This is a genomic window from Vagococcus silagei (assembly GCF_004795745.1).
Taxonomy (GTDB): domain Bacteria; phylum Bacillota; class Bacilli; order Lactobacillales; family Vagococcaceae; genus Vagococcus; species Vagococcus silagei.
Window position 1 is genome coordinate 50,152 of sequence record NZ_SDGV01000015.1, and the last position, 25,811, is coordinate 75,962.

Sequence of the window (25,811 nt, forward strand, 5' to 3'; positions counted from 1 at the left end):
AAAAATATGTGTAACAAATAGGAGAGAGAACCATGGAAAATAAATTTCAAACTAAACAAGATTTTTTAAATGGCTTTTCAAAATTGATGGATCCATTAAAAGCTAAATATTCAGATAATGGCCGCTTAGATTTAGGTACAAGTGGTTCTGTTTACGGCAAAAACACGCAAGAAATTGAAGCTTTTTTACGTCCGTTATGGGCGTTTGGACCGTTTTTAGTGGATCACGATGATCAGTTTTTAAACGATGCTTATGTTTCAGGTATTATAAATGGTACTGATCCGGAAAGCGCGCATTATTGGGGAGATACCAAAGACTATGATCAATTACTAGTTGAAATGGCTGCTTTAAGTACGACGTTACTTTTAAGTAAAGAAAAAACATGGGAAAAAATGAGCAAGACGCAACAAGATAATCTTGCGAAATGGCTCGATTCAATTAATCATCATAAAACGCCTAAGAATAATTGGCTATTCTTCCGTGTGCTTGTAAACTTGGCATTAAAAGAGTGTGCAGGAAAATGGGATCCAAATCAAGTTGAGGCTGATTTTAAAGTGATTGAGAGTTTCTATATTGATAATGGTTGGTACTTTGATGGTGTCGATTCTCAAATGGATTATTATATTTCATTTGCGATTCACTATTATAGTTTGATTTATGCTAAATTCATGGCAGAAGAAGACCCAGAAAGATGTACCCTATTCAAAGAACGTGCCACAATGTTTGCGCAAACGTTCCAATATTGGTTTGACGAGAAAGGTGAGGCTTTACCTTTTGGGCGTAGTTTAACTTATCGTTTTGCACAGTGTTCATTTTGGTCAGCACTTGTCTTTTGTGATGTTGAAGCTTTACCATGGGGCGAAATTAAAGGAATCATTAGTCGTAATATGGCACAATGGTTTTCTCATGATATTTTTAATGCATCAGGTTTTTTGTCAGTCGGTTATCACTATGAAAACTTAGTCATGGCAGAAGGTTACAATGCTCCCGGTTCTCCGTATTGGGCTTTGAAATCATTCATTTTATTAGCTGTTCCAGATAATCATCCCTATTGGCAAGAAGAGCCAGTTGCGAAAAAAGAAACTGGAGAATTACATCTCTTACCTGAAGCTCGCATGGTGATTAGCGATAGCAAAAATCAAATCCAATCTTTTGTTGGAGGACAACTTGAAGCTTATCAAGCGCATATTGATGCCAAGTATAGCAAATTAGTTTATTCATCTAAATTTGGTTTTAGTGTGTCAAAAGGTTCTCTTTACTATACGCAAGGTGGTTTTGACAATTGTTTAGCCTTATCTGAGAATGATTTGTATTATCGTTCGAAATTAACAACTACATCATATGAAATACTAGCTGATCGTGTGATTAATGTGTGGCAGCCATGGGTTGACGTGACGATTAAATCAACAGTTATTCCATTAGGACAAGGTTGGCATATCCGAGTTCACGATATTGAGACCGCACGTCAATTAACTGCTGTTGAGGGTGGTTTTGCGGTACCATTTACAGATGATAATACAATCAAGATTACGGAAGAAATGGTGCGCTGTGAAAATACAATTGGCATTACTCAAATGCAAGCAATTAAAGGCTTTGATGAAGCAAAAATGATTCGCATGGAACCAAATACAAATCTCTTTTTCCAATGTAGTAATCATCCGTCTTTAAAAGCAACTGATTTAATGCCAGGCACACATCGCTTGGTGAGTTTAGTCGGTGGTTTTGAAGCTTCAGAAGAAGTATCATTTACAGTGGAATTAACTGGGGATACTTTAAATGTAGCAGGTGCTGTCACGTATGAATTTACACTTTAGAAGGAGGAAGCTCGCTTGAATGAGAGTCAATTAATCTTTAGAAAAACAATTCAAGATGCGGTTGATAAATATCATCAAAATCAAGAAGTAATTCGAAACGAGTATCAGCCTTTTATGCGTTATTTAAAAGATGGTAATCGTCTTGAATTTGAAGCATTATATTTTGAGCGTCGGCGTAAACTAGCTGTTTTTGGTTTAAATGCCTATTTCAATCCGAGTGAGGAGAATATTTGCTTCCTCGAAGAAATTATTTGGTTAATTTGTAATGAGTATACTTGGAGTTTGCCTGCGCATTTGGATAGCAGTCAAAGCATTTATGATTCTAACAGTCCCCAAATGATTGATTTATTTGCGTCAGAAACGGGCCAAACCTTAGCTGAGTTGACGCATCTTCTAGGTGAACATTTATCTCAAATGATTAAAGAACGCGTACATTTAGAAATTGACAGACGTATTTTTGTGCCTTTTGAAGCTAAAAAATGGCATTGGGAGACTGTCGAAAATAATTGGAATTCTGTTGTTGGTGGCTGTGTTGGCATGTGCGCATTCTATCAATTGCCTTTCCAATCAGCAAGACAACAAGCAATTGTTTATCGCATAAAGGATTCATTTAGTGCCTATCTTGACGGCTTTTATGAAGATGGCGCTTGTTTAGAAGGTGTGAGTTACTGGTCTTACGGATTTGGTTATTATATCTATTTTGCCGAAATGTTGCGTGAACAATATGGTGATGCTTCCTTATTAACAAGTCAAAAAGTAAAAAATATTGCAGCGTTTCCATATCATAGCTTAATGTCTGATGATAACTTCGTTCCATTTTCAGATTATAATAAAACACTTTTACCTTCAGGGTTATTGTCGTATTGTTACCGACAATTTGGTGTTGAGATACCAGAAATTAAAGCAATCAATCCTTTAGATTTTGATCATTGCTATCGTTTCGCTCAATTAATTCGAAATTACGAATGGACTGAGCTACATGCTGAAAAGGTTGTCAAAGATATTAAGTTTTATCCAGATGCTCAGTGGTTTTTCGCGCGTTATCCTGAGGAAAAAATGAATGTTGCATTTAAAGGTGGACGCAATGATGAAAGTCATAATCATAATGATTTAGGGCATTTTATTCTAGGTGATATGCGTGAATTATTTTTAACTGATTTAGGAGCTGGTGAATATGTGGCAGATTATTTCAAAGAAGAGACGCGCTATAACTTTTTAAATAATGCAGCAGAAGGTCATTCAATACCAATCATAAATGGTTATTCACAGGTAAGTGGTAGTGTATCCTCTTCAATTCATGACGCTAGTGTTTCAGCTGAAGAGCAGATGGTGTGCTATGACTTAACTGATACATATGCTAAAGAAAGCAGAGTAAACAGCTTCAGACGTCGCTTTGATGTGAACGCCAATAATCACGAGTTATTGATTACAGATGAATTCCACTTTGAGAGTGCGCAAAATAAAGTTGTTGAGAATTATATTACAATCATGCCACCAGTTGTTACGGATTATATCGTAACTTTGGCTAATGAAGAGATGATGTGTCGAATTGAGATGGAAACGGCGAATATCGTAATAGAGGAGAAGGTTTATTCGAATCACAAAGGTGAAACAAAAACAGCCTTTTTAATTCAAGCACATTTTAATGCAACAGAAGACATAAAAATCCAAACAAAAGTGCTACTTCAAAAAATATAAATAAAAACATCCTCTTCAAAATGCTATATCAAGCTTTTGAGGAGGATCTTTTATTATGTCGTTTAAGCTTCGTATCTAGCCGTTGATTGGCGAATCACAAGTTCAGTTTCTAAGAAAATGCGCTTGTTAATAGAGGGCTTATTAATTTGCTCGTGTAAAATTTCAATCCCTGTTTCGCCCATTTCTTCAGTAAAGGCTTTTACTGTTGTGAGTGGGGGAGAAACATATTGTGAGATTGAGATATCGTTAATTCCCATGACACTGATATCTTCTGGTATGCGGAAACCTTCTTCTTGCAGCGTGTTAATAATCGCAATTGCAACGGAATCATTCAACCCTAGAATCGCTGAAGGCATATTATTTTTCCATTTTTTTAAAGCTACTTTAGTCAGTGTTTTAGCTACTTCAACATTCAAACTTTTTTCATTTTGAACAAAGAAATAGTCTTCAGAAAATAAATTCTTGTTCTTCATAATATCCAGGTAAGTCAAAATCGTTGGTGTTTTATATTCACGGTAGCCATACATATTTTGATTTTCTTCAGCACCAATAAAAGCAATACGTTCATGACCTAAACTTAATAAATGATTTAAAGCCAAATCGGTTGCCTGCGAAAAATCTGTATTGACTGAGTCAAAGTTATTAATTGGGAAGTTAGTCCCAATCACGCAGATATTGTGATTTAAAGTTTGAATATGCTCTAATGTGTGCGCATCAAATTTGCCAATCGCAATGATACCATCAAGATTGGTTGTTAAGTTGTCGTCAAGTTGGTACAGTTTTACGACGTTATATCCAAGTTCGCTGGCTTTCTTTTCAACACCCAAGCGAATCGACATATAGTAAATATCGTCTAACTCCTCTTCATCTGTTCGCCATAATAAAATTCCTATAGTTCCTTGAAGGGCAGGTGAGGCTGCATTAGCAGCAATTTTAGCAGCTTTTTGATCACGATCTCTTTTTTTCTTCTTATACTTGGTATAATTTAAGTTTTCTGCTGTTTCGAAAATCTTACGCCGCGTTTCATCCGTGACAGAAAGAGATTCATCGTAATTTAAGACTCTTGAGACAGTTGAAATGGACACATTAGCGGCATTCGCAATATCTGTTATGGTTGCCATGACTATCTTACCTTTCTATTTTCTTATTTAAAGTATATTCTACCATTTTTTACTAAAAAAATCACATAAATCTAATTAAATGTTTGTTTAACTACCGATTTGTACTGTTTTTTAAAAATAAATGATTATTTTTGGTAAAAAATATTGACTTTTTCCTAAAAAATAGTAAAATTTTAGTTAAAGAAAGCGCTTTAAGAAGTGGAGTGAAAAACTTGTGCTAAAAACAACGATTAAATCAACTCTTATCATCTTACTATTGTTTTTGACTGGTTGTAGTGCAAAACTAAAAGAGAACAGTTTTCCTACTGATGAAGACTTTGAAAAAGCCATTGTGAGTAAATCGTCATCTTACTCAACAGAAGAATATCAAAATGGGGAAGTTCCTTTACATGAATACATAAAAATGAAAGGGAAAATAATAAAATCAGATAGTAAATCTAAAAAAATAAAAAAAGGAGATCGTTTTGTGCTCTTGAATGATGGTGAAGAATATCAAATATTCAATGAGCAAGATAAGGAATTAAAAATTGAAGATGAGATAACTGTTTACGGAGAATACTATGGTTTTGTAAAAACTTCCTATATTGAATTAGAATAGCTACAAAAAATAAAGGAGAAAAAGAATGATTGATAAGAAACATTTTGCTTGGCTCGATTCGGAAGTTGAGTTCGTTCTATCGAAAATACGAGAGAATCAAGCTGTTTTTAAAACTGACGTTCCACCTGCAGCAAGTCAAAATTTAGTCTATATCCCAGAAGGGAATACCGATTGGACTGCAAGTTTTTGGCTTGGCATGTTGTTCCTTGCTAAAGAATTAACGAATAGTAATGAATTTGATGAAAGTATCAACATTCAAATGGAGTCATTTAGATATCGTTTAGCACAAAAAATTGAGCTTGAAACACACGACATAGGTTTCTTATATAGCTTGTCAGCAGTTGCTGATTATAAAGTAAATCAACATGAAGAATCTGTAAAAACAGCAATTACCGCAGCTGATTTATTAATGGAAAGATATAGTCCTAAAGCAAATATTATTCAAGCTTGGGGGAATTTATCAGATCCAAATGAAAGCGGTCGCATGATTATTGATTGTTTGATGAATTTACCATTACTGTACTTTGTGGCCAATCAAACCGGGGACAGCACCTATCGCGAAGCTGCCTATCATCATGCTAAGCAGACACAAAAATATATCGTTCGTGACAATGCAACGACGTATCATACTTATTTCTTTAATACAGAAACAGGTGAAGCATTAACTGGTAAAACAGCTCAAGGGTACTCTGATGAATCTTGTTGGGCTAGAGGTCAGGCTTGGGGAGTATATGGATTTGCTTTAAGTTATTTTCATACTGGTGATAAAACCTTCCTGGCAACTTCTAAACAACTGGCCGATTACTTTATCAATCATTTGCCAGCAGACCGCGTAGCGTATTGGGATCTTTATTTTAATGATGGAAGTGATGAAGAAAGAGATAGTTCATCGGCAGCGATTTTAGTTTGCGGTTTACTCGAACTTGCAAAACACTTACCATTGTCAGATCCAGATCGTATGACTTATGAGCAAGTTGCAATCGAGGTTACAGAAGCTCTTAAAGATAAATACACAACAAAAAATCATCCTGAATCAAATGGATTATTAATTGAAGGTGTTTATGATAAAAATACAAACTCAGGCGTTAATGAATGTATGATTTGGGGGGATTACTATTATGTTGAAGCTTTAATTCGATTGAAACAAGCTTGGAATTTGTATTGGTAATTAACTATAAAAAAATTAAAAATATAAAGTGGAGGATTTAAAAATGAAGAAATGGACAAAAGTTTTATTATCGACAGCATTATTAGGTGCCGTAGTTGTAATAGCCGGCGCATGTGGAAACAAAGAAAAAGCAGTAGACACTAAATCTAGTAAAGGTGATAAAGAAAATATTGAATTAAAAGTTACAACATGGAACTACGAGACAACACCAGAATTTGAAGCACTTTTCCGTGCTTTTGAAAAAGAAAATCCTGGCGTTAAAGTGAGTCCAGTCGATATCGCTTCAGACGACTACGATACAAAAATTACAACAATGATGTCTAGTGGCGATGAGACAGATATTATTACAATGAAAAACTTACTTTCTTACTCTGGCTATGCTATGAGAAATCAATTAGTAGATGTAACTGATCATATTAAAGATTTAGATACAAAAGCTGCTAAAGAAAGTTATGACATGTTTGATATCGACGGTAAAACATATGCACAACCATATCGTACTGACTTCTGGGTACTATACTATAACAAAAAAATGTTTGATGATAAAAAAATTGAATACCCTGTTAACTTAACTTGGGAAGAATATGAAAAAGTTGCCAAAGATTTAACAGATACAGATACAGGTCAATTTGGTGCTTACCAACATACGTGGCGTTCAGTTGTTCAAGCAATGTCAGCAGCACAAAATGACAAAAACTTAACAAAAGCAAAATATGAATTCTTAAAAGAAGACTACGACCGTGTGTTACGTATGCAAGATGACAAATCAATCATGGATTATGGTACTGCAAAATCAACTGGTGTAACATATGCTTCACAATTTGAAAGTTCTAAAGCTGCAATGATGCCTATGGGTAGCTGGTATATGGCTGGTGTTTTAGCTAATAAAGACGCTGGTAAAACTGATGTTGACTGGGCAATCGCACCAGTTCCACAAAAGAAAAAAGGTGAAAACACAACATTTGGTTCACCAACAGCCTTTGCAATTAACAAAAATGCTAAAAACCAAGAAATGGCTCAAAAATTCTTAGATTTTGCTTCAGGTGAAAAAGGTGCGAAAGTTTTAGCTGAAGTTGGTGTGGTTCCTTCATATAGAACAGATGCAATTAACAAATTATACTTCAGTAAAAAAGGTATGCCTACTGATGAAGCATCACAAAAAGCATTTAACCCAGATACAATTCGTGTTGAATTCCCTGTAGACAAAAATGGTTCTGCAATCGACAAGATTTTACAAGAAGAACATGAATTAATTCTAGTTGGCGATTCTACTCCTGAAAAAGGTATTGCTAGCATGGAAAAACGTGTCGCTCAAGAAATTAAATAAGACCAATGAAGTGGTATTGATCAAGTTTCAATACCACTTTCTCTTAAATGGAAGGAGGCCTATCATCAAAAGCTGATAGGATAAAGCATGGAAGCAAAACTTAAAGATAAACACAATCACAAATTAAGAAGGAAAAATACATTAACTGCGTATTCTTTTATATTACCGAATTTTATCGGGTTCTTCGTGTTTACACTGATACCTGTTGTTTTCTCACTCATTTTAGCTTTTACTGAATGGGATTCATTTTCAAAACCAAAATTCATTGGATTTCATAACTTCTCTAAAATGATGACAGATGAAACCTTTTGGATTTCCCTAAAGAATACCTTTATTTATACAATTGGTGTTGTGCCATTAACATTAGTATGCTCATTAGGAATTGCGATTCTTTTAAATCAAAAAATTCGTGGGATGAAATTTTTTAGAACGGCATTTTTCTTCCCTTATGTAACATCACTAGTTGCCATTGCGGTTGTTTGGAATATGTTATTTCATCCAACAAAGGGACCAATTAATCAATTCCTAAAAATGTTTATTGAAAATCCTCCAGGGTGGACATCAAGTTCGCAATGGGCTTTAATAGCAATTATTATTGTTAGTATTTGGCGAAATATGGGTTATTATATGATCTTATATTTAGCAGGTTTACAAAGTATTCCCAAAGAATTGTATGAAGCATCAGTGATTGATGGTGCGAATAAGTGGAAACAGTTTACCAACGTGACACTACCATCATTAAGACCGACAACATTTTTCGTTACAATCATGCTTGTGATTAACTGTTTCAAAATTTTTGATTTAGTTCAAGTAATGACAGACGGTGGACCAGGTCGTGCGACCAACGTGTTGGTTTATCAAATTTATAATGAAGCCTTTGTTAAATTTAACTTCGGCTATGCTTCAGCGATTGCCTTGATTCTATTTGTTATCGTTTTAGCGATTACAATTATTCAATTTAAATGGAATCAAATTCAAGAAAGAGCCTAAGGAGAGATGAAAATGGAGTTAGCTCAAAATCAAACGCTTAAAACAACTAAAGATAAAAAGAAACTCGCTCATCTTAAGACGACTTTGTTGATGATTTTATTAGTTTTTCTAACATTTTTAATGTTAGTTCCATTTTTATGGATGCTGTCGACTTCATTTAAAACGAATAATGAAGTATTTACAGTTCCAATTCAATGGATCCCTAAATCATTTCACCCAGAAAACTATTCAATTATTTGGAGTCGAATCCCTTTAGCGACATTCTTTAAAAATACTGCATTTCTAAGTATTGTGATTACTTTAATTCAATTGTTTACTTCAAGTTTTGCAGCATATGGATTTTCGAAGATGCATTTCAAAGGCCGTGATATTTTATTTATCGCTTATATTGGAACAATTGCCGTACCTTGGCAGTCTTATATGATTCCACAATTTGTTATGATGCGTCATCTTAAATTAACCGATTCATTATGGTCACTCGTGTTACTACAAGCATTTAGTGCTTTTGGTGTATTTCTATTGAAACAGTATTATAGTAGTATTCCTGATGAGCTTTGTGAAAGTGCTCGTATCGATGGGTTGAGTGAATGGGGAATTTATCGTAGAATTATCTTACCGTTAACCAAACCAGCAATTGCTAGTTTAACAATTATTACTTTTGTAAATACATGGAATGACTATATGGGACCATTCATTTATTTAACTTCTCCAGAGAATAAAACAATTCAATTGGGATTAAAAATGTTTGTGGGTCTGTATGATTCCGAGTTCGCTTTAATTATGGCTGCCTCTGTGGTATCGATTTTACCAGTCGCAATTGTATTCTTAAGTATGCAGAAGTATTTTGTAGAAGGAATTGCAACTTCTGGAATGAAAGGATAAAATCATGCTTAAAAATCAACCTTATGATAACAATGTCTATATGAAGTTAATTAAATTTGTATCAGTATTTTTAATTTCAAATGTTGCTTTTACAGTGACAAACATACTATTATTTATCGCTTCTCTGTTTCTAGCAATTTCCAGTGCGAACTTTATTATTTTTGCAATTGCTTTTATAGCATATGGTGTGTCTTTAATCACAACAATGTATGTGTTAGATCAATATAAGGAAGATCGCGATTTACCAGTTTTTAAAACCTATCTTATTGGGGTTAAGAAATTCTGGAAACAAGGGTTTATATACTGGCTACCAGTTTTAGTTGTCTCAATAATCGTATGTGTAGATATTTTATCTTTTACAAAACTTGAATTTGTAAAATGGTTGATTCCGATTTTTGTGATTATGTTTGTCATTACAGTCGGTTTAGGTATCAACATGATGTATTTCAAGATAAAAAATCCGCAAGGAACATGGAAAGATATTGCAACAATTTCAGTTTTCTATGCTTTGAAAAAATGGTATGTCTCACTTCTAAATGCGGTTCTTCTAGTATTGATGACGATTGTCATCTTTATTAAACCACAATTTGGATATTTGATTACCCCTTCTATTTTTATTGGTTTACTCTTTTTAAATTGTAGCCAATTACACAAAAACAAAAAATAAATAAAAAAACTCATCGATAACTAATTAGGCATCGATGAGTTTTTTTAGTGCCAAGTTGTCTCAGGCGTGCTACACTGTGATAGAAATTCTATTCGACAGAGAATAGAATCAAAAGTTCAAGGAGTTAATGAAATGGATAATAATTTTAGGCATTTTAGTATAGATGAATCAATCATAAAAGCGTTAAATGTTTTAGGCTATACGCAGCCAACAGAGGTACAGAAACGGGTCATTCCGCTTCTTTTAGATGATAAAGATGTAATTGTAAAATCCCAAACTGGTAGTGGAAAAACAGCGGCATTTGGGATTCCAGTCTGTGAAAGAGTTGAGTGGGAAGAACGCGCTCCACAGGTTTTAGTGCTGACACCAACACGCGAACTGGCATTGCAAATTAAAGAAGAATTATTTAATATTGGTCGCTATAAACGTTTGAAAGTTGAAGCAATCTTTGGAAAAAGTTCTTTCCAAGCGCAAGAGAAAAATTTAAAACAACGGACACATATCGTTGTCGCAACACCTGGACGCTTATTTGATCATATTGAACGTGGTACAATCAATTTAACTAAGATTGACACAGTGATTATTGATGAAGCAGATGAGATGTTTACGATGGGCTTTATCGATCAACTAGATCGTATTCTTAAGATGTTACCTCGCGAGCGTACACAAGCGCTCTTTTCAGCGACAATGCCTGATGCAATTCAAAAATTTACGAAGAAATTTTTAAAAATGCCTGAACTTATAGAAATTGAAAATCAAGATACTAAGAAAAAACGTATTACCCAGGAGTACGTGTATAGTGAAAATAAAATGAAGGCTCTTGAACAATTTCTGATTCTTGAAAATCCAGACAGTAGTATCATTTTTTGTAACACAAAGTTAATGGTTGATGATGTCAATCATGCTTTGAAAAAAATGGGTGCCGATGCACGCGCTTTGCATGGCGGGATGGAACAGCGTGATCGTAGCCGTGTGATTCAAGACTTTAAACGTGGTTACTTTAGACACTTAGTTGCAACAGATGTCGCAGCGAGAGGCTTGGATGTGTCAGCAATTGCGTTAGTGATTAATTTTGATAGTCCTGATTCGCCAGAAACGTATACTCATCGTATTGGCCGAACAGCTCGGTTTACGAATACAGGTCATGCTATTTCACTAGTCAATGATTTTGACCAGGAAAATTTTGAAGCGATATTGGCGCAAGAAAAGGCACATCTGAAAAAAAGAGTATTACCATCTGTAAGTGAAGTTGCTGCTGTTCAACAAGCATTTGGTTTGAAGCAAAGTCAAAAACCAGAAGTTAAGAAAGAGCAAGGCTTTGACTTTAAAGAAGAAATTATGAAGATTCATATTAATGCGGGCAAAAAACAAAAAATGCGCGCAGGTGACATCGTTGGTGCGCTATGCCAAATTGATGGTATGTCAGCAACAGATATTGGTGTCATTCAATTACTCGATATTTCAACTTTTGTTGAAATTCTTAATCATAAAGGACCTGAAGTTTTAAAAGCGTTACAAACATTGCCGATTAAAGGTCGACTGCGTAATGTGAATCAAGCTAATGAAACACGATACGAACAAGATATTAGACGTCAAAATAGACCATAATGGGAATAGACTAGTTAATAAATTTACAAAAATTCTTAGGTATTGTAAACTAGAGTTACTTCAAACGAACGGAGAGACTAATGTATGCTAAAACTATTAACAGTTGCGTAAAATTTTAACGAATTGAAAGAGGAAAAAAACTGGTTTTTTGACTAGTTTATTTGTTGATTCCTCGCGCAACTTTTAAGTTTTAGCTAACCATTAGTGAAAAGAAAGAGTCAGAAGACTCTTTCATTCAGCGTGGCAAGAAAGCTATTTCTTGCCACGCTTTTTTCTGTTTATTTGGAGGTGAGGCTCATTCATAACGGCACAGGATAATTGAATATAAATTTAAAAAGATAGAAAGAAGGAATTAAGATGCAGAAAATTATTAAAAATTTTAGAACGGACGACCGATTATTAACTTCATTTAATCAACTGGCAGAAGAAACATTTGGTTTTAATTTTTCATCCTGGATGAATACAGGATATTGGGATCAAACATACATTCCTTATGCAGTCGTTGAAGAGGGAGAAGTTTTAGCCAATGTATCAGTTAGTTTAGGGACTTTAAAAACGAAAGATGCAAGTTATCAAGTTGCACAAATTGGAACGGTGATGACTAAAACAAGTGCACGAGGTCAAGGATTAGCAAGAAAACTAATGGAAAAAATCATGGCAGATTATGAAGATACCACTGATTTTATCTACTTGTTTGCGAATGAATCAGTCCTTGATTTTTATCCTAAATTTGGTTTTACGCGCCAAACAGAAACCATAGATCGTTATCAAGTTGAAAGTGGTCAGTCGAGCACAAGTCATCTTAAAAAAGTAACTTTTGAAGAAGTTCAGGCGCAACTTCAAGTATTTGTAAAAGCAAGAAATACTGATCATTTAGAGATGACGATTGAGAACCATCAAGCATTATCCATGTTTTATTATCAACTAGTATTTAGTGAAATAATCTATTATGCGCCGGACTTGTCATGTTTTGTCTGTTTTGAAATAGATGATTCACAATTACACCTTTATGATGTGTTAGCTCAAACACCAATTCAATTAAAAGCGATCATTGCAGCGTTGCCTCTTGAAGGTATTGAAGAGATTATTTTTCATTTTCCAGTTAAAGATCGAGAAGGTTTAAAAATATCACGGAGAAACTTTAGTGATGACGATGATGCGCTTTTTATTAAGAGTAAGTCTCAAATTCCGCAAGATATAACAAAGTTTCCTTTGTTTAACCATTCATAGAACAAAAAAACAGAAATGACGCGTTAGGCTTTAGCCTAGCGCGTCATTTCAATTTATAAGGTGATGTTAATTTTTGTTTTTCTACGTGGATGGTAGGAGTCGAACCTACACCTTTTAAAAATTATGAAATAAACTCTTCGTTACCTCATAGAAACAAGTGAAACACCAAGTTCATCCACATCAATTACTATAAACATAGTATAAAATAAAGTTGTTGAAAGTTTGGTAAGAAAAAATGATTAAAGTTGGAAGAAAAGTTTAAAAAAAGCTTAATCTTTATAATAAAACTAAATTAGAAATAATTACTTGAACAGACGTAGTAAAAGTGCTAAAATAAATTTACAACGAGAGACGTAGTATATCTATCGGAGTAAAAGGGGTGATGAGTTGATTAGTAGTGATGTTATTCGTGGTTATAATGATTCCATTATTTTGACCCTATTAAAAGAAGAAGATTCCTATGGTTACGAAATTTCAAAAACAATTCGCGAACGATCTAATGAAAAATATATTATTAAAGAAACGACACTCTATTCAGCGTTTACGCGTTTACAGAAAAAAGGGCTGATTGAATCTTATCCAGGCGATGAAACGCATGGTAAGAAAAGAACGTATTATCATATTACTGATGAAGGCTTAGATTTTTTAGATGAAAAACGTCTTGAATGGCAGATCACGCAAGAGGTGGTTGAAGTATTTTTAGGCCAGAGTGAATAAACTTAATAAATAAGCGTGTAGAATAAGAATAATGGAGGAGCTGAAAAGATGAATACAATTATTAATTATGTAGAAACCATGTTTATTAATTTGCCAGAAACGTTTGAAATGCGTCAATTGAAAACCGATATTTTAGCGAATATGGAAGATAAATACAATGAATTGAAAGCGCAAGGGATGACTGAAAATGAAGCAGTTGGGCAAGTTATTTCAGAATTTGGTAATATCGATGAAGTTTTAGAAGAGATGGAGTATGCTTCTGAAGAAAAAAATGAAGAAGTGACGGAACAATTTCCAGTAATTGATTTGGGTGGCGCGCTTGAAATTGTTGAGGCTAAACGCAAGATTGGTCTTGAAGTTGGTATTGGTGTGATTGCTTGTTGTATTGGCATGGCGATCATGATGTGGTTTCAAGCACTTAATCATTTAGCGATTGGAACGGTGGGATTACTTTTAGCGGCAGCGGTGGGAACAGGATTTTTTATTGTTGCTGGCATGCAAAATAATCGTTATGACTATTTAGAAAAACCATTTGTTATTACGGGCCAAACGCGTCAAGTCATTGAAGAAAAAAAGAAAGCCTTTGAAAAAACGTTTATTTTTAGTATGGTCGCGGGAGTCTCAATTTGTATTATTGCTTTATTACCAGTGATTTTTTTCTCATTGAGTGAAAATAATGATACGTTGGTGGAAAAAAGTTTATCCGCTGGTTTCATTATCGCTTCAGCTGGTGTTTTTCTCTTTATCTATAGTGGCTTGATTCAAGGAACATATAATACTTTATTAAGTAAAGCTTTATTAAAACAACCAACTGAAGCAGAACTAAAAAAAGTGAAACGTAACCAGAAAATTGATAGTATTTTTTGGCCAATTGTGACCGTTATCTTCTTTGTATGGGGCTTCTTTCTACCCGGTGGTTTTGCGGCATCATGGATTGTTTTTGCCGTTGGTGGTATTTTAAGTGAGATTTGGGAAAACTAACGATAACGATTATTTACACATAAAATTTAAAAGCATCAGTTACAAAATTTGGATGACAAGTTTTGTAACTGATGCTTATTTTTTTGTGTTTACTACTATTAAACAGTTAAATTCTTTGTTTCGCTATAGTAGCCTTTACCACCAACGTAAACCTTTTCGATTTCTTTTTCCATATTTGATTCTAATTTCACTAATATCTCAGAAGGCGAATTCAAGGCATAACCTTGTTCAAACACATATAAATCTTTTTCGATATGATGTTTTGTATATAGATAGCTTGCTAGGGCACCATTTGAGGTCCCTGTTGCTGATTCTTCGTCAATCTCATAGAGGGGTGCAAAGTTACGACAGATGATACGATCATCATCAAATGTATAGAGATGCGTACCAACCACATCGTATTTTTCACTAATCGCCTTAATTTTATCAAAATTAGGATTTAGATCGTGTAATAAAGTGTCGCTCTTAATTGGAATTAAAATATCGCGTAATCCTGTTGAAACAATTTGAATTGAAAATGCGGTATTAATTTTATTTATAGCAAAGCATTCTTCAAATTCGATTGGATCGATAACATCATAAAAACTAGGTTTGTTTTGTTCCATGAAAATCATCCCATCTTTAATCGATATTGTTAAAACGCCACTCTTCGTTTCAATTGTATATTCTTCTTTTGTTAATTGTCCTAAGTGCATCAAAATGGCAAATGAACCAATGGTGGCATGCCCACATAAATCAACTTCTTCTTTAGGTGTAAAGTATTCCAATTTAAAATCAGCCACTTCTGAGTCTGTAATATAAGCCGTCTCGGCGTAACCTAATTGTTTCGCGATCGCCATTTTTTGTGTTGTTGTAAGAGTTGGTTCATTTAAAACAACGCCAGCTTTGTTGCCACCTTGATTATTTTTACTAAAAGCACTGGCGACATAAACTAATATCTCCATTTATCATCTTCCTTTCATATGCAAATAAAAGTATAACATGTATCAAGCATTAATCGACAATTTTGACATTTAAAAAGGCCATCGAAAAATATAGTGCTTGTTCAGCATTAATGTGACAGCCTCTTAAATTTTCGATTTGAGTATCAAAGCGTTCAAACTCACAAGTATTAAGTGCTAAGTCCTTTAATTTAGTATCAAAAAAATTCGCTTTATCCAATTTGCATTTATATAGTTGTGATTTTTTAAATTCACTATCAATAAAGTCGGAACTAATCAAACTACATTCATCGAAAACAGTTTCTTTGAGTTTGGTTTCGCTAAAGTTAGAAAGGTCCATGAGACAGGCGTTAAATTCTGTATTAATAAAGTAGCTTTTTCTGAAGTTGGTTCCCATCATTTTACAGTTATTAAAAGTGACACGATGGATACTGCCTTCAAATAAATCACAATTTGAAAGATCACAATTTTGGAAGATACAATCGGTAATTTCGATTTTCTTAAAATCATTACGACTAAAGACAACATTTTTAAACAGCACTTCATTAAAGACTGGTCGTTCAATACTTAGCTCCTCAACGACTTCCTTTTCGATTTTCGCATACTCCAAATAATAGTCTTCATGATCAAGAATCGTAAAGAAAGAAGTAGACTCAAGGGTATCAATTTTTATTTTTGGCTTTTTCATGTTGAAAACTCCTTTATTTAATAAAGTTTTTGTGATACCTGTATTTTAGCACAGTTAAAAAAACTGTTCTTAAAAAATGATGAGAGGAATTTTGACCGATTTGGCATTAACGTTAATTGCTAAAAAAATTTGCGGACTACACAGATCGCCTGTGATGACCTGAAATGCTACTTTTTCTCATGAAATTATAAGATTTACTTTTTTAATCCTCCGGTATTTAGGTAAAATTTACTTTTTTCACAAAGTGTAAAAGACTAAAAAACAAAATTGTTTCTTCTGTAACGTTGTATTGTCAACGTTTACAAGAGGTATAAAAATAACTAATAGCGAAATAAATTAAATCAATTTGTGTGCGCTTTCAAAACGGGTTATTGTGGTGGTGTAAAGAAGAACAATAAAGATGGGGTGAACGAAATTGATTACAGTTTCAGTAGCTGGCGGGTCTCAGCCAGAGATTTTAGCTCTTGTCAAAGAAGCACATGCGCGTCATGAGAACCAATTAAAATTTGTTGTGTTTGATACAAAAGATAACATTGCAGATGAAACAGTTTGGGAATATGTCCAATGTGAAGACGAGCAAGAAATCGTTAAGAAAGCAGTTACACTAGTAGCTGAAGGTGGCGCTCAAATTCTCTTGAAAGGAATTATTCAAACACATACTCTTCTAAAAGAACTTTTAAAGAAAGAGTACGATTTGAAAGAAAAATCAATCCTTTCACACGTTGCAATGGTAGATATTCCAGCAACAGGTCAATCGTTTTTATTAACAGATTGCGCAATGAATATTGCACCGACTGAAGAAAGTTTAATCAAAATCGTCGAAAACGCTCAAGGTGTGGCAAACAAAATCGGCTTGAAACAACCTAAGATTGCACTACTTAGCGCAGCAGAAAACTTCAATCCAAAAATGCCATCATCAGTTTTAGGAAAAGCAGTAACTGAACATTTTGCAGCGGATGAAACAAGTAAAGTCTTTGGTCCAATCTCACTTGATTTGGCATTATCAAAGGACGCTGTAGAGCACAAACGTTATGAAGGACCAATTATGGGAGATGCGGACATTATTGTTGTTCCAGTAATCGATGCTGGAAACAGCTTGTACAAATCATTAACTATATTTGGCGGAGCAAAAGTCGGCGGAACAATCGTTGGAACAAAAGTTCCAGTTGTTTTAACGTCAAGAAGTGACTCAACCGAAAGTAAACTTCACTCATTAGAGTTTGCAATGAAACAAGTTTAAAAGGAACAAAGGAGAACGTAGATGAAAGCAATTTTAGTTATTAATCCAGGCTCAACATCAACAAAGTTAGCAGTTTTCTCAGGAACTGAAATGATCGCTGAAAAGACATCAAGACATTCAGTTGAGGAAATGAGTCAATTTGACGGTGTCATTAGCCAAATTGAATTTCGTAAAAACATGATTGAAGCTTTTATTAACGAACATCAATTGGAAAGTAAGTTAGTAGCAATTGTTGGACGTGGAGGTTTATTAAAACCAATTCCAGGTGGGACTTATCGTGTAGATGAAGAGATGTTAGAAGATTTAAGAACAGAAAAATACAACACACACGCATCAAACTTAGGCGGGATCTTAGCGTATGAACTTGCTGAAAAATTTGATATTCCATCATTTATCGTTGACCCAGTGGTTGTTGATGAAATGAATGATCTAGCAAGAATTTCAGGTCTTAAGGGAATTAATCGTCGTAGTGTGGGACATGCTTTAAATCAAAAAGCTGTTGCAAGACGTGCCGTTGAATCTGAGAACAAAGAATATGATGAAAGTTCTCTAATCGTTGCTCACTTAGGTGGTGGTATCAGTATTGGTGCTCACCAAAACGGTAAGATGGTCGATGTTGTCAATGGTTTAGATGGTGAAGGACCTTATTCACCAGAAAGAAGTGGTACATTACCACTTATCAATTTTGCAGAATTAATCACTTCAAATAATATGTCAATTCCAGAAGTTAAGAAAATGATTGCCGGCAATGCTGGTTTGAAATCTTACTTAGGTGAAACAGATTTACGTGAAGTAGAAAAACGTATTGAAGCTGGTGATTCTGAAGCACAATACTATTTAGACGGCATGTGTTACCAAGTAGCCAAAAACATTGGTGAAATGGGAGCTGTGCTAAAAGGAAAAGTGGATTACATCGTTTTAACAGGTGGCGCAATTTACTCAGAGTATATCTTAGGTAAAATCAGCCAATATGTTGAATGGATTGCTCCAGTTAAAGCTTTCCCGGGCGAAGTTGAAATGGAAGCTTTAAATGAAGGTGCGTTACGTGTCTTAAATGGTGAAGAAATAGCATTAAATTACGGTGAAGTTGGACAATAGTCTAAACTTTACAGACGTGGGAGTGAAGAAACAGTGGCAGAACAAACAGATTTACTTATTTTAGGTGGCGGTACTGGTGGCTACGTAGCAGCTATTCGTGCAGCTCAAAAAGGATTAAGCGTTACAATCGTTGAAAAATACAAACTTGGTGGAACTTGTTTACACCGTGGCTGTATTCCAACAAAAGCATTATTAAGAAGTGCAGAAGTCTATGACACAATCAAAGACGCAGCGACATTCGGGATCGACAATGTTTCTGATTACGCAGTAAACTTCAAAACAATCCAAGATCGTAAACAATCAATTATTGATCAATTACATCAAGGTGTTGAAGGACTATGTAAAAAGAACAAAATTAAAGTTTTAGAAGGTGAAGGTGCAATCTTAGGACCATCAATCTTCTCACCAGTTTCTGGTGCAGTAGCTGTTACATTTAATGACAAGAGTAAAGAAGAAGAAATCATCGTTCCGAAAAATGTCATTATCGCTACAGGATCAACTCCTAGAACTTTACCAAGTCTACCTCTTGATGAAGAAAATATTCTTTCATCAGATGGCATGCTTGAATTAGCAGAATTACCAAAATCAATCGCAATCGTTGGTGGTGGTGTCATTGGTGTTGAATGGGCATCATTATTGAACAGTTTAGGTGTTGAAGTTACAATCGTTGAATTCTTAGACCGTTTATTAATTAATGAAAGTTCAACTGTTTCTCGTGAACTTAAGAAGAGCCTAGAAAGCCGCGGCATCAAAGTAATGCTTAAAGCTGAAGTTCAAGGTGCTGACGTTAAGAAAAAAGCAATTGATGTTAAAATTGCGGGTCAAGATGACTTGAAAGTTGAAAAAGTTATGGTTGCAATCGGCCGTGCGCCTAAAGTTGAAGGATTTGGTCTTCAAAATACTTCTGTTAAATACGAACCAAAAGGTATTGAAGTGAATGAATTCTATCAAACAACTGAAAGCCATATCTACGCTGTAGGTGACTGTATTGATACAATGCAACTTGCACACGTTGCAATGAAAGAAGGCGAATTAGCTGTTAGTCACATTTTAGGTGAGACAGTTGAGCCATTAAACTATGTAAACGTACCACGTGGCGTTTATACAAACCCAGAAATCGCAAGTGTTGGTTACGTTAAAGATAATGTACCTGCAGATAAAAAAGTTAAAATTGGTACATTCAGTTTTGCTGGCAATGGTAAATCATTAGTTTACGGTGCCAATGAAGGGTTTGTGGAAGTTATTCGTGACGAAGAAACAGATGATTTATTAGGAGTTTCAATCATTGGACCTCACGCGACAGATTTAATTTCTGAAGCAAGTACAGCTGTTTACTTAGATGCATCTCCAATTGAAATTGGTGAAGCGATTCATCCACATCCAACTTTATCAGAAGTAATTCAAGAAGCAGCATTGGATTCATATAAAAAAGCAATTCATAAATAGAAGAAAGGTTGATGAATAATGAAAACGTTAAAAAAATCAGGTTTATCAAAAGAACAAATCGTTCAAGCATATCGTGAAGTATTGAGAGGTCGTCGTTTAGACGAACGTCTATGGCAATTAACTCGTATTGGTAAAACTTCATTTAACATCTCTGGTCAAGGAGCTGAAGTTGCACAAGTTGCAATGGCAATGGCTTTTGATCATGAAAAAGACTACTTCTTACCATACTACCGTGACATGACTGCATGTTTAGTTTGGGGAATGTCATCAAAAGATATCCTTATGGGATCATTTGGTAAAGACGCTGACCCATCTTCTCATGGTCGTCAAATGCCTAATCACTATGGTTCAAAAGAACATAACATTGTTTCATTCTCTTCTACAGTAAGTACACAAATGCCTTTAGCTACAGGTGTTGGTTACGCTGCTTTATTAGAAAATAAAGACTATGTTGCTTTAACAACAACTGGTGAAGGTTCTGCCAACCAAGGTGAAGTTCAAGAAGCAATGAACTTTGCAGGAGTTAAAAAATTACCAGTAATCTTTGTAGTAGAAAACAATGCTTACGCTATTTCAACACCAATTGATGAACAATATGCAAACAAACATATGTCAGATCGTGCAGTTGGATACGGATTTGAAGGAATCACAGTTGACGGAAATGACTTTACAGAAGTTTACTTAACATTCAAAAAAGCAGTTGAAGATGCACGTAACAAAAAAGGACCAAAATTAATCGAACTTATGGTATCTCGTTTAACATCTCACTCTGCTGATGATGATCAAACTATCTACCGTTCTAAAGAAGAAATTGAATCAATGAAAGAAAAAGATCCATTGACTGACTTTGAAAAACAATTGATTAAAGAAGGTTACTTAACACAAGAAGAAATCGATGCAATCGATGTTGAAATTCGTGCTGAAGTTGACAAAGCGACTGACGAAGCAGAAGCAATGCCAGAACCAGCAGCAGATACATTATTAGACGAAGTTTACGCTAAATAATTTAGAGACAATGAGAGGAATGAATGACAATGGCAGAAATGACATATTTAGAAGCAATTAACTTAGGTATTTCTGAAGAAATGGCTAGAGATGAAAAAGTTGTTATCTTTGGAGAAGACGTTGGTGGAGATAAAGGTGGCGTTTTCGGAGTTACAAAAGGATTAGCAGCAAAATATGGTGACGATCGTTGTTTCAACACACCATTAACTGAAGGTTTAATCGGTGGTTTAGCAGTAGGTCTTGGTCTTAAAGGCTTCCGTCCAATCGGTGAATTCCAATTTGCGGACTACATTTTACCAGCAACTAACCAAATTTTATCAGAAGCTCGTACTTTACGTTACCGTACTAAAGGTGACTGGACAGCACCAATCGTTTATCGTACGCCTTACGGTGGTGGAGTTCGTGGTGGACTATACCACTCTCAATCTACTGAAAAAGTATTTATTGGACAACCTGGTTTACGTGTTGTAACACCATCAAATCCATATGATGCAAAAGGTATGATTAAAGCTGCAATTCGTTGTGATGACCCAGTTATCTTCTACGAACACAAACGTTTATACCGTCTATTAAAAGCAGACGTTCCAACTGATGATTATATTGTACCAATCGATAAAGCTAACGTTGTTCGCGAAGGTAGCGACATTACAGTTATCGCTTACGGTATGATGTTACAATATGCAATTTCAGCAGCAGAAAAATTAGCAGCTGAAGGTATTGATGCAGAAGTAGTTGACGTTCGTTCATTATATCCATTAGATCGTGAAACTTTAGTTAATGCAGCTAAGAAAACTGGTAAAGTTCTATTAGTTACAGAAGATAATAAAGAAAGTACAGTAATGAGTGAAATCGCAGCAATGATCGCTGAAGACGCATTATTTGATTTAGATGCTCCTATTCAACGTTTAGCTGGACCAGACGCACCAAGTATGGCATATGCTTTACCACTTGAGCGTGAGTTCTTAGTAAATGAAGAACAAGTTATTTCAGCAATGAGAGAATTAGCAGAGTTTTAAAGTTAGTATTTTAGGAGGAAAAAAATCATGGCAATCAAACAAATTAAAATGCCCAACTTGGGTGAAAGTGTTACAGAAGCATCAGTCGTTCAATGGTTAGTACAACCAGGAGATACAGTTAAACGTTACGACCCATTAGTAGAGGTTGTTTCAGATAAAGTAACTACAGAAGTACCATCTGACTTTGATGGTGTTGTAAAAGAACATTTAATCGAATTAGATACAGATGTGCCAATCGGTACACCATTCATGACTTTAGACGTTGAAGGTGCTGAAGAAGATCCAGTTGAAGTTGTTGAAGAAGTAAAAGTTGAAGCAGCAGCACCAGCTCCAGCTCCAACTCCAGCAGTGGAACCAGTTGTAGTTGCAACTCCAGCTCCAGTAGCACCAGTTGCTCAAGGTAAAGCATCAGGTCGTTTCTCACCAGCAGTTATGCGTTTAGCTCAAGAAAAAAATATTGATTTAGCGCAAGTTGTAGGTACTGGTAAAGATGGACGTATCACTCGTAAAGATATTCTTAACTTTACTCCAGGTGCGGCACCAGTTGCAGCAGCTCCAGTTCAAGAAACAATTACAGTTGTTGAAACGTCTGCACCAGCAGCATCAACTCCAGCTGTTGAAGCAACACCAGTTGCAACAACTTCAGGCGATACAGTTGTCGCAGCTGACGGTGTTAGAAAAGCAATTGCTAAGAAAATGGTACAAAGCGTGAACGAAATACCTCACGCATGGATCATGGTTGAAGCTGACGTAACAAACATTGTTAAATTACGTAATGAAGTGAAAAATGACTTCAAACAACGTGAAGGTATGACATTAAGCTTCTTCCCATTCTTTGCTAAAGCTGTTGTTCAAGCAATGAAAACAAATCCAAAAATTAATACATCATGGGATAATGGTAACATTATTTACCATAACGATATTAACTTGTCAATCGCTGTGACAACTGACGAACATTTATTCGTTCCAGTTATTCACAATGCAGATAACTATTCATTAGCTGGTTTAACAAAAGAAATTAACCGTTTAGCTGGTGACGTACGTAAAGGTTCATTAGCTAGTAAAGATATGCAAGGCGGAACATTTACATTGAACAACACAGGTTCATTAGGATCAGTTCAATCAATGGGAATTATTAACCACCCACAAGCTGCAATCTTGCAAGTTGAATCAATCAATAAACGTATTGTACCAACGGCTGATGGCGGATTTAAAACAGCAGACATGGTTAACCTATGTCTATCAATTGACCATAGAATTTTAGATGGTCAACAAGCTAGTCAATTCTTGAAAGATATTAAAGAAAACCTTGCTCGCTTCTCAGCAGCATCAGATATCTACTAAAATAAGCTAGACCTACATATTAGGGGTGCCGTCTGTCCTCGGATGGACGCGCCTCCTCTAATATTTTAATTTTGATTTTCCATGTGCATTTATTCTCAAAGAAGTACATTTGTTTTTAAAATTATTGTTGTTTATCGAAAAAAATAAATATATAGGGGTATTTACTATGACAACAGAGACAAAGTTAACACCAAAAGTTTTTCTAAATAAAGTTTTAGCAGGTACGGCTCAAGGTACAATTATTGCGTTAATCCCAAATGCTGTTTTAGGTGCTATTTTAAAATATTTTGCTGATATTGAAATTATTCAAATGATTATTAATGCTGGATTAATTTTCCAAATTGCAACACCATTAATTATTTCAGCACTAATTGCTTACCAATTTGGTTTGACACCTGCGAAAATGATGATTGCTGGAGGCGCAGCATTTGCTGGATCTGGCGTGATTAAGTTTGATGCGGAAGTTGGCGGTTTCATTGGAAAAGGGACTGGAGACATTATCAACATTATGATTACAGCTTCAATTGCTGTTTTAATGTTAATGTGGATTGATAGTAAATTTGGTTCAGTTGAAATTATCGCGTTACCAATCGTTGTTGGTGTGGGCGCTGGATTAATCGGTATGCTAACTTATCCTTACGTAACGCAAATTACGGTTGCAATCGGTAAAGTGATTAACAACTTTACAGACTTCCAACCTATTGTAATGAGTATTTTGATTGCTTGTTCATTTGCAGCTTTAATTATTTCACCAATTACAACAGTAGCAATTGGTTTAGCGATTCAATTAAACGGTGTATCAGCAGGTGCTGGTGCAATGGGTATTGCAGCAACAACAATTGTTTTAGTAATTAATTCTTGGAAAGTAAATGAATCAGGGGTAACATTAGCGATTTCTCTAGGTGGAATGAAGATGATGATGCCTAACTTATTCAAGTATCCAATTATCTTAGTACCATGTTTATTTACAGCAACAATCTCAGCAATTCCTGTGGCATTACTGAATATTTCAGGAACACCACAATCAGCTGGATTCGGTTTAGTAGGATTAGTTGGACCTTTAGCATCTCTTGATGCAGGATTAAACATTCTTTACGTAGCACTTTGCTGGTTTGTTGTACCAATCGTGGCAGGTCTATTCTCAAAATTCTTATTCGAGAAAGTCCTAAAACTATATGATAGTAAAGTAGTCTTTGCTTACCAAGGATAAGCTAATTCTTTTTGATAATATCAATGAATTCACTTAAGTCCTCAGTAAGATGATAATCTTTTCTTAATGCGATTCCGATTGGGAAATAATCAAATTTATCTCTCAACGGAATCCATTTTAAGTTATCGCTCTTGCCAACTTCGTAATATTCGATAGGCAATAAACAAATGGAATTATTTTTTTTGACACTATGAATAAGCACTTGTAAATCATCATTATAAAGCACAATATTAGGTTCAAAACCATAATTTCTTGCGCGATCAACAAGTAAACGGCCAATCATAAAATTAGTTGATAGGGATGAAAAACGTTGTCCTTTAAGATCTTTAAAGGTCAGCTCACTTCGTGTTGATAACGGATTATCTTCAGGAATGACGACATGAACATGATACCCTTTGTTTGTCGTTTCAAGAGGTTCCATCGATAGCGTTTCTGGATAAAGATTCGGAAATGAAATCAAACCAATATCAATTTCATTTTGCTCAAGCATTTTTTGAAGTACTGGAGAACCTTCTTGTTTAATGATTAATTCTGTCTCTGGATGAGACGCGAGAAATTGCGAAATTTCTTTCATGAATTGCACAGCAAACAAAGTGGTCATACCAAGTCTGATTTGCTTCTTTTTTGGTGTTTCATTCATATTATAAATTTGGGTGACAAGGTCATCGAATTCGTTGACGACTCTTTGCCCATTTTCGTATAAATAGACACCTGTATCCGTGAGTTGAAACGGTTTATCTGTATGGTTAAACAGTGCGGTGTTGAGTTCGCTCTCCATCTTTTTTATAGCCAATGAGAGAGTCGGCTGAGTGACAAAGAGGTTTCTTGCTGCAGCAGATAAATTTTCTGTGTTGGCAACCTCAATAAAGTATTTTAATTGCTGAATATTCATTCAATCACCTTTTTTATTTTTTTAGGGAAAACATAAAGTATGTCGTGAAAAAAAACGCTTACTGGCATAAGCGGTATTTCATAAAATAATTCAGTAAATAGTAAAACGATTTGACTCTATTTTATCACAA

Annotated in this window: 23 protein-coding genes; 19 read left to right on the forward strand and 4 right to left on the reverse strand. The window is 34.9% G+C overall.

Going from position 1 to position 25,811, the window contains the following annotated elements:
* Window positions 1-32: 32 nt before the first annotated feature.
* Entirely contained in the window at window positions 33-1,814 is a 1,782-nt protein-coding gene (locus ESZ54_RS06610; protein WP_136136879.1) for a DUF2264 domain-containing protein, read from the forward strand.
* A 15-nt stretch (window positions 1,815-1,829) separates the two neighbouring features.
* Window positions 1,830-3,512: a heparinase II/III domain-containing protein gene (locus ESZ54_RS06615; protein ID WP_136136880.1), complete on the forward strand. Its 1,683-nt coding sequence runs from the start codon at window positions 1,830-1,832 to the stop codon at window positions 3,510-3,512.
* Window positions 3,513-3,574: 62 nt separating this feature from the next.
* On the opposite strand, the gene ESZ54_RS06620 is transcribed toward ESZ54_RS06615, so the two are convergent.
* Complete coding sequence (locus ESZ54_RS06620; protein ID WP_136136881.1) at window positions 3,575-4,633, reverse strand: LacI family DNA-binding transcriptional regulator; 1,059 nt, start codon at window positions 4,631-4,633, stop codon at window positions 3,575-3,577.
* A 214-nt stretch (window positions 4,634-4,847) separates the two neighbouring features.
* On the opposite strand from ESZ54_RS06620, the gene ESZ54_RS06625 reads away from it, so the two are divergent.
* The 10 genes from ESZ54_RS06625 to ESZ54_RS06670 all read left to right on the forward strand — a co-directional run bounded on the left by ESZ54_RS06625 (window position 4,848) and on the right by ESZ54_RS06670 (window position 14,801).
* Window positions 4,848-5,231: a hypothetical protein gene (locus ESZ54_RS06625; protein WP_239433762.1), complete on the forward strand. Its 384-nt coding sequence runs from the start codon at window positions 4,848-4,850 to the stop codon at window positions 5,229-5,231.
* 25 nt (window positions 5,232-5,256) lie between these two features.
* A complete protein-coding gene (locus ESZ54_RS06630; RefSeq protein ID WP_136136882.1) occupies window positions 5,257-6,399 on the forward strand; it encodes a glycoside hydrolase family 88 protein in 1,143 nt (380 codons plus the stop codon).
* A gap of 43 nt (window positions 6,400-6,442) precedes the next feature.
* Entirely contained in the window at window positions 6,443-7,726 is a 1,284-nt protein-coding gene (locus ESZ54_RS06635; protein ID WP_136136883.1) for an ABC transporter substrate-binding protein, read from the forward strand.
* A gap of 87 nt (window positions 7,727-7,813) precedes the next feature.
* The gene (locus ESZ54_RS06640; protein ID WP_136136884.1) at window positions 7,814-8,716 is read left to right on the forward strand and encodes a carbohydrate ABC transporter permease; all 903 of its coding nucleotides are present in this window, start codon (window positions 7,814-7,816) and stop codon (window positions 8,714-8,716) included.
* Window positions 8,717-8,806: 90 nt separating this feature from the next.
* Window positions 8,807-9,598: a carbohydrate ABC transporter permease gene (locus ESZ54_RS06645; RefSeq protein WP_162615122.1), complete on the forward strand. Its 792-nt coding sequence runs from the start codon at window positions 8,807-8,809 to the stop codon at window positions 9,596-9,598.
* 4 nt (window positions 9,599-9,602) lie between these two features.
* Window positions 9,603-10,265 (forward strand): DUF624 domain-containing protein, encoded by a 663-nt coding sequence (locus tag ESZ54_RS06650; RefSeq protein WP_136136886.1) that lies wholly within the window; start codon window positions 9,603-9,605, stop codon window positions 10,263-10,265.
* A 132-nt stretch (window positions 10,266-10,397) separates the two neighbouring features.
* Window positions 10,398-11,873: a DEAD/DEAH box helicase gene (locus ESZ54_RS06655; protein WP_136136887.1), complete on the forward strand. Its 1,476-nt coding sequence runs from the start codon at window positions 10,398-10,400 to the stop codon at window positions 11,871-11,873.
* Window positions 11,874-12,230: 357 nt separating this feature from the next.
* On the forward strand, window positions 12,231-13,103 hold the full coding sequence (locus tag ESZ54_RS06660) for a GNAT family N-acetyltransferase (protein ID WP_136136888.1): 873 nt from the start codon (window positions 12,231-12,233) through the stop codon (window positions 13,101-13,103).
* A gap of 387 nt (window positions 13,104-13,490) precedes the next feature.
* Window positions 13,491-13,820, forward strand: coding sequence for a PadR family transcriptional regulator (locus ESZ54_RS06665; protein ID WP_136136889.1), 330 nt, complete (start codon window positions 13,491-13,493; stop codon window positions 13,818-13,820).
* 48 nt (window positions 13,821-13,868) lie between these two features.
* Window positions 13,869-14,801 (forward strand): permease prefix domain 1-containing protein, encoded by a 933-nt coding sequence (locus tag ESZ54_RS06670; protein ID WP_136136890.1) that lies wholly within the window; start codon window positions 13,869-13,871, stop codon window positions 14,799-14,801.
* Between the two features lie 98 nt (window positions 14,802-14,899).
* Here the strand turns inward: ESZ54_RS06670 and ESZ54_RS06675 are convergent, their stop codons facing one another.
* Together ESZ54_RS06675 and ESZ54_RS06680 are read right to left on the reverse strand one after the other, a co-directional pair.
* On the reverse strand, window positions 14,900-15,745 hold the full coding sequence (locus tag ESZ54_RS06675; RefSeq protein ID WP_136136891.1) for a PhzF family phenazine biosynthesis protein: 846 nt from the start codon (window positions 15,743-15,745) through the stop codon (window positions 14,900-14,902).
* 49 nt (window positions 15,746-15,794) lie between these two features.
* A complete protein-coding gene (locus tag ESZ54_RS06680) occupies window positions 15,795-16,430 on the reverse strand; it encodes a pentapeptide repeat-containing protein (protein WP_136136892.1) in 636 nt (211 codons plus the stop codon).
* Window positions 16,431-16,845: 415 nt separating this feature from the next.
* Between ESZ54_RS06680 and ESZ54_RS06685 the strand changes: the two genes are divergently transcribed.
* From ESZ54_RS06685 to ESZ54_RS06715, 7 genes are all read left to right on the forward strand, one after another.
* Window positions 16,846-17,670: a phosphate acyltransferase gene (locus tag ESZ54_RS06685; protein ID WP_136136893.1), complete on the forward strand. Its 825-nt coding sequence runs from the start codon at window positions 16,846-16,848 to the stop codon at window positions 17,668-17,670.
* A gap of 21 nt (window positions 17,671-17,691) precedes the next feature.
* Complete coding sequence (gene buk / locus ESZ54_RS06690; RefSeq protein WP_136136894.1) at window positions 17,692-18,768, forward strand: butyrate kinase; 1,077 nt, start codon at window positions 17,692-17,694, stop codon at window positions 18,766-18,768.
* Window positions 18,769-18,801: 33 nt separating this feature from the next.
* On the forward strand, window positions 18,802-20,214 hold the full coding sequence (gene lpdA, locus ESZ54_RS06695) for a dihydrolipoyl dehydrogenase (protein WP_136136895.1): 1,413 nt from the start codon (window positions 18,802-18,804) through the stop codon (window positions 20,212-20,214).
* Window positions 20,215-20,232: 18 nt separating this feature from the next.
* On the forward strand, window positions 20,233-21,219 hold the full coding sequence (locus ESZ54_RS06700) for a thiamine pyrophosphate-dependent dehydrogenase E1 component subunit alpha (RefSeq protein ID WP_136136896.1): 987 nt from the start codon (window positions 20,233-20,235) through the stop codon (window positions 21,217-21,219).
* A gap of 29 nt (window positions 21,220-21,248) precedes the next feature.
* The gene (locus ESZ54_RS06705; protein WP_136136897.1) at window positions 21,249-22,235 is read left to right on the forward strand and encodes an alpha-ketoacid dehydrogenase subunit beta; all 987 of its coding nucleotides are present in this window, start codon (window positions 21,249-21,251) and stop codon (window positions 22,233-22,235) included.
* A gap of 27 nt (window positions 22,236-22,262) precedes the next feature.
* Window positions 22,263-23,579, forward strand: coding sequence for a dihydrolipoamide acetyltransferase family protein (locus tag ESZ54_RS06710; RefSeq protein WP_136136898.1), 1,317 nt, complete (start codon window positions 22,263-22,265; stop codon window positions 23,577-23,579).
* A 166-nt stretch (window positions 23,580-23,745) separates the two neighbouring features.
* On the forward strand, window positions 23,746-24,789 hold the full coding sequence (locus ESZ54_RS06715) for a PTS sugar transporter subunit IIC (protein ID WP_136136899.1): 1,044 nt from the start codon (window positions 23,746-23,748) through the stop codon (window positions 24,787-24,789).
* 1 nt (window position 24,790) lies between these two features.
* Here the strand turns inward: ESZ54_RS06715 and ESZ54_RS06720 are convergent, their stop codons facing one another.
* Window positions 24,791-25,681, reverse strand: a complete 891-nt coding sequence (locus ESZ54_RS06720; RefSeq protein ID WP_136136900.1) for a LysR family transcriptional regulator — start codon at window positions 25,679-25,681, stop codon at window positions 24,791-24,793.
* Window positions 25,682-25,811: the final 130 nt, after the last annotated feature.

Excerpts from the sequence above, each read along its gene's own strand:
- ESZ54_RS06610 (WP_136136879.1), top strand. The coding sequence starts at position 33 with ATGGAAAATAAATTTCAAACTAAACAAGATTTTTTAAATGGCTTTTCA.
- ESZ54_RS06620 (WP_136136881.1), bottom strand. The coding sequence starts at position 4,633 with ATGGCAACCATAACAGATATTGCGAATGCCGCTAATGTGTCCATTTCA.
- ESZ54_RS06630 (WP_136136882.1), top strand. The coding sequence starts at position 5,257 with ATGATTGATAAGAAACATTTTGCTTGGCTCGATTCGGAAGTTGAGTTC.
- ESZ54_RS06635 (WP_136136883.1), top strand. The coding sequence starts at position 6,443 with ATGAAGAAATGGACAAAAGTTTTATTATCGACAGCATTATTAGGTGCC.
- ESZ54_RS06640 (WP_136136884.1), top strand. The coding sequence starts at position 7,814 with ATGGAAGCAAAACTTAAAGATAAACACAATCACAAATTAAGAAGGAAA.
- ESZ54_RS06645 (WP_162615122.1), top strand. The coding sequence starts at position 8,807 with ATGATTTTATTAGTTTTTCTAACATTTTTAATGTTAGTTCCATTTTTA.
- ESZ54_RS06650 (WP_136136886.1), top strand. The coding sequence starts at position 9,603 with ATGCTTAAAAATCAACCTTATGATAACAATGTCTATATGAAGTTAATT.
- ESZ54_RS06655 (WP_136136887.1), top strand. The coding sequence starts at position 10,398 with ATGGATAATAATTTTAGGCATTTTAGTATAGATGAATCAATCATAAAA.
- ESZ54_RS06660 (WP_136136888.1), top strand. The coding sequence starts at position 12,231 with ATGCAGAAAATTATTAAAAATTTTAGAACGGACGACCGATTATTAACT.
- ESZ54_RS06670 (WP_136136890.1), top strand. The coding sequence starts at position 13,869 with ATGAATACAATTATTAATTATGTAGAAACCATGTTTATTAATTTGCCA.
- ESZ54_RS06675 (WP_136136891.1), bottom strand. The coding sequence starts at position 15,745 with ATGGAGATATTAGTTTATGTCGCCAGTGCTTTTAGTAAAAATAATCAA.
- ESZ54_RS06680 (WP_136136892.1), bottom strand. The coding sequence starts at position 16,430 with ATGAAAAAGCCAAAAATAAAAATTGATACCCTTGAGTCTACTTCTTTC.
- buk (WP_136136894.1), top strand. The coding sequence starts at position 17,692 with ATGAAAGCAATTTTAGTTATTAATCCAGGCTCAACATCAACAAAGTTA.
- ESZ54_RS06700 (WP_136136896.1), top strand. The coding sequence starts at position 20,233 with ATGAAAACGTTAAAAAAATCAGGTTTATCAAAAGAACAAATCGTTCAA.
- ESZ54_RS06705 (WP_136136897.1), top strand. The coding sequence starts at position 21,249 with ATGGCAGAAATGACATATTTAGAAGCAATTAACTTAGGTATTTCTGAA.
- ESZ54_RS06710 (WP_136136898.1), top strand. The coding sequence starts at position 22,263 with ATGGCAATCAAACAAATTAAAATGCCCAACTTGGGTGAAAGTGTTACA.
- ESZ54_RS06715 (WP_136136899.1), top strand. The coding sequence starts at position 23,746 with ATGACAACAGAGACAAAGTTAACACCAAAAGTTTTTCTAAATAAAGTT.
- ESZ54_RS06720 (WP_136136900.1), bottom strand. The coding sequence starts at position 25,681 with ATGAATATTCAGCAATTAAAATACTTTATTGAGGTTGCCAACACAGAA.